The organism is Sphingomonas sanguinis (genome assembly GCF_001476905.1).
Lineage (GTDB): Bacteria > Pseudomonadota > Alphaproteobacteria > Sphingomonadales > Sphingomonadaceae > Sphingomonas > Sphingomonas sanguinis_B.
This window is the reverse complement of the sequence record NZ_LDTE01000206.1, coordinates 1-1164: the sequence shown is the minus strand read 5'-3', so window position 1 is coordinate 1164 and position 1164 is coordinate 1. Positions and strand designations below refer to the sequence as shown.

2 protein-coding genes are annotated in these 1164 nt (G+C 65.2%); one reads left to right on the top strand and one right to left on the bottom strand.

The annotated features are described in order from the left end of the window. Positions 1–199 precede the first annotated feature (199 nt). Complete coding sequence (locus SB4_RS18610; protein ID WP_058753735.1) at positions 200–718, top strand: YciE/YciF ferroxidase family protein; 519 nt, start codon at positions 200–202, stop codon at positions 716–718. A 50-nt stretch (positions 719–768) separates the two neighbouring features. Here SB4_RS18610 and SB4_RS18605 read toward each other — a convergent pair. Then, the coding region (locus SB4_RS18605) for a ZIP family metal transporter (RefSeq protein WP_193753897.1) at positions 769–1164 on the bottom strand (396 nt) is incomplete at its 5' end.

Sequence of the window (1164 nt, the reverse complement as noted above, 5' to 3'; positions counted from 1 at the left end):
GCCCACCCGGCCGAGGTCGCGCGAAAGGGCTGGGACGCCATGAAGGCGGGTGAGGGGCATATCGTCCCCGGCCTGGCGAACAAGGCGCAGGTCGCGGGCGCGGGCGTCGTGCCCCAATCCGTTTTGGCCGAGGCGCACCGCAAGATCGCCGAACCCGGCTCGGCCGCCCGCTGAACATCACATCACAAAGGAGACGATCATGGGCTTGTTTTCCAAGGATATCGCGACGCTGAACGACCTGTTCGTCCACCAGCTTCAGGACATTTATTACGCCGAGCATCAGATTACGAAGGCACTGCCCAAGATGATCGACAAGGCCACCGACGCCCAATTGAAGGCTGGGTTCGAGCAGCACCTGCGGGAGACCGAAGGCCAGATCCGGCGGCTGGAACAGGTGTTCGAGATGCACGGCGAAACGCCCAAAGCGGTGACCTGTCCCGCCATCGACGGCATCATCAAGGAAGCCAATGAGGTGGCGGGCGAGGTCGCAGACAAGCGCGTCCTAGACGCGGCACTGATTGCGGCGGCACAGGCGGTCGAGCATTATGAAATCGCCCGCTATGGCACGCTCGTCGCCTGGGCGCGACAGCTGGGGCGTAGCGACTGCGCGGCGATCCTCGATGAGACGCTGGCCGAGGAGAAGGCAACCGATGAGAAGCTGACTGGCTTGGCCGAGGGCGGGACCAATGCGGCGGCGGGTGCCGTCCAGACCATCTGAGGCGGTGGGCATCGCCGCCAGCCCAAACTCAGGCGGCGGTGCCCTTTACCTCAATGCGCGAAATGGGTGACGGCGAGCATCAGCACGATGCCCGCAAGGGTTCCCATGCCCGTCCTCAGCCGAGGATCGAGGGACTGGCTGCGCGGCACAAGTTCGCACGCACCGATGTACAGGAAGATGCCCGCGAACAGCGCCATCAGCGGGGCGAGCATGGTCGACGGGATCGTAATGGCCAGACCGATGACGACGCCCAACATCGGTGCCAACCCGTTCAGCACCAGCCAGCGCCGCGCGGCCGCCTCGGACCGCGCCGCGAGGCTCAGTGAGACGGTGTTGACCCCGTCCGCCACGTCATGGGTCAAGACTGCCAATGCGATCATCCAGCCCGCCGCCGTATCGATCTGGAACGCGACGCCGATGCCCAGTCCGTCCATCAGGCTGTGCAG

Bases quoted from the DNA above. Each gene is read 5' to 3' on its own strand.
- SB4_RS18610 (WP_058753735.1), top strand. From the start codon at position 200: ATGGGCTTGTTTTCCAAGGATATCGCGACGCTGAACGACCTGTTCGTC.